Origin of the sequence: Methylorubrum zatmanii (genome assembly GCF_014845115.1) — a bacterium.
Taxonomy (GTDB): Bacteria; Pseudomonadota; Alphaproteobacteria; order Rhizobiales; family Beijerinckiaceae; genus Methylobacterium; species Methylobacterium zatmanii.
The window spans coordinates 1-2845 of sequence record NZ_NKUI01000330.1 but is presented as its reverse complement, the minus strand read 5'-3'; the positions used below and the strand labels follow the sequence as shown (position 1 = coordinate 2845).

The window sequence follows — 2845 nt, the reverse complement described above, 5'->3', positions numbered from 1 at the left end:
CTCTCGCCTCCGCCCGCGCCCCCGCCGCCCAAGGCCCCGCACGGCGCCGTTCCCGCGGTGGCTCCGGAACCACTAGCACCGAGCGCCGCTCCTTCGGCAGGTCCTGCCCTTCCCCCCTCCCTCGAGGAGCGGTTCGGCACCCGCTGGACCGTCTGGGTCGGCGGCCTCGCCCTGGCCTTCGGGGCGGCACTGCTGGTGCGCTACTCGGCCGAGCGCGGCCTGTTCGGGCCGGGGATGCGCATCGCCTGCGGCTTCGGTCTCGCCTTCGGCCTTGCCGCCCTCGGAGAGGCGTTGCGGCGGCGCCTGCGTGGCGCCGATCCGGTGCCGCCGCGATGGCCGGACATTCCGGCAATGGTCACCGCCGCCGGCACGGTCGGGCTGTTCGGCACGGTCTATGCCGCCCACGCCCTCTATGATCTCGTCGGCCCGACCCTGGCCTTCGCCGGGCTGGCGGCGACGGGGCTTGCCGCCATGGTCGCCGCCCTGCTGCACGGGCCGGCGCTGGCCGGCATCGGTCTCGTCGGGGCCCTCGCCACGCCGCTCCTCGTCGGGGGCGGCGGAACGAGCCTGTGGCCCCTCGCCCTCTACCTGCCGGTCGTGGCGGGCAGCGCCTACGCCTTCGCCTGGGCGCGGGGCTGGCGCGCCCTCGCCGTGGCGGGAGGCCTCGGCGCGGCGGCCTGGAGCCTGTTGCTGGCCGTCCTTCCGGGGGAGAGCCTCGCCGTGCAGGCGCATCTCGTGCTGCAGCAGGCACTCGCGGTGGCGGTCTTCGCCGTGCTGCCGGGGCGCGGCGTGGCCGATGCGGAGGCGCGGCTCGACCGCTTCGCCGGGCTGGTGCTCGCCGTCACGGCGGGCGTGGCGCTGGCGGTGCTCGCCGCGACGGCCGTGGACGGAAAGGGCTTGAGCTTCGCGGCGACGGCCTTCGCCGCGGTCGCGCTGCCCGCCCTGGCGGGCTTCGTGGCCGCCCCCGCCGCCCTGGGCCTGCCGGTCGCCGCGCTGACCCTGGCCGGCATCCTCGTGATCTGGCCGGAGGGGCCCGAGATTCTGCACGCGCCGCCACCCTTCCTCTGGTTCGGCACCGACGATCCTGGCGCGATGCTCGCCCTCGCGGCGGCCAGCGCCCTGACGGTGGCCGGGCTCGGCACGCTCCGGCTGCTCGGCGGCAGCCGCCTCCTCTACGCCACGGCGCTCGCCTTCGCCGGGGGCGCCGCCACGGCGCCGCTGGCCGCCCTGGCGCTGGCGAAGCTGCGCCTCGCGGGCGGCGCCGTCGCGCCGGACTTCGCCGCCGCGGCGGGCGTGCTGGCGGCGGGGTTCTGCGGACTTGCCGCCCTGTGCCGGCGGGAGGGTGAGCGAACCCCCTCCCCCGCCCTGGCCCTGGGCCTCGGCACCTTCGCCTCGGCGGCGGTGGCGAGCCTGTGTCTCGGCCTCGTCTTCGCCCTGTCGGGCGGTTCGCTGACGCCGGCCCTCGCCGGGGCCGCCCTGGCCACGGGCCTGATCGCCCGGCGCCTCGACATCCCGGCCCTGCGCTGGTGCGTCGCCGGCCTCGCCGTTCTGGTCGCTGCGCGCCTCGCCTGGGATCCTGCGCTGATCCAGGAGCAGCTCTCGCCCCGGCCGATCCTCAACGGGCTGGTCACGGCCTATGGGGTGCCGGCCCTCTGCTTCGGCCTCGCCGCCCGGGTGATCCGGATGCCGGGGCGCGCTCCGGGACGCTTCGGTGACGTGCCGGAGCAGGTCGCGCAGGCCCTGAGCCTGCTCCTGTCGGCCCTGTTCGTCTTCCTCGAAATCCGCCACGCGCTGCATGGCGGCGACCTCACGGATCCCGGCACTGGCGTGCTGGAGCAGGGCCTCGTGACGCTGACATCCCTCGGCTTCTCCCTGGTGCTGACGCGGCTCTCCGGTCCGTCCGCCTCGCCGGTGATCCGCTTCGGCGGCCTCGCCTTCGCCTGCCTCGCCCTGCTGCAGGGCGCGCTGGGCCTCGCGCTCCAGGCGAATCCGCTGCTGACCGACGAGCGGGTCGCGGGCGGGCCGATCCTGAACGATGCCGTGCTCGCCTACGCCCTGCCGGCGGCGGCGGCCTTCGCCCTGGCGCGGGCGGCGCGGGAGGTCCGGCCCGCCTGGTTCGTGCGGATGGCAGGCCTCCTCGGGCTCGCCCTGAGTTTCCTCGCCCTCTGCCTCGCGGTGCGGCACGGCTTCCAGGGCGAGCGGCTCGGGCTCGAACGGGAGACGGGCCAGGCCGAGTGGTACGCCTACTCGGCGGCTTGGCTCGGCTTCGGGCTCCTGGCCCTGGGCTACGGTATCCTGCGCCGGTCGGCGACGGCCCGCCTCGTCTCGGCCGCCCTGGTGGGGCTGGCGACGCTGAAGGTGTTCCTGCTCGATCTCTCGGGATTGGAGGGCCCCCTCCGCGCCCTGTCCTTCCTCGGCCTCGGCGCCTGCCTGATCGGCATCGGCCTCGTCTATCAGCGTCTGGTCTTCGCGCCCGGTCCCACGGCGCGGCCGGCCGGGCCGGAGGCGTGATACGGCCTCCGCTTGATCGGAGCGGGTTCCGTCTCGGCAAGCCCGCGCGGCGTTTGCGCGAAGCCCAAATCCGCCATCCGAAGGGATCAAACGGATTGGGTATGAGAGGAGTCGGCGTCCCGGGACGGCACGGGGCCGGCTGCCGGCATTGACCTTCGGCTAACCGGTCTCGCCCATTCTGTTGTGGAGCCGCGTTGCGTATCGGCTCGGTCGTGTGAACGACGCTCCCCGCCGTCCCCGCCGGACGGCGGGGAAGCCGGCCCATATGCGAACCGCTTGATCAAAGCGGTTCGGGTATGGGCAAGCCCGCAGCGCCTGAGCGAAGCCCAGATCC

At 75.3% G+C, this 2845-nt stretch carries 1 protein-coding gene; it reads left to right on the top strand.

Annotated features, from left to right (window positions below; translation table 11 throughout):
- Nucleotides 1–2511: DUF2339 domain-containing protein (locus tag MZTS_RS24420; RefSeq protein ID WP_192285901.1), on the top strand; the 2511-nt coding region annotated here is incomplete at its 5' end.
- Nucleotides 2512–2845: the final 334 nt, after the last annotated feature.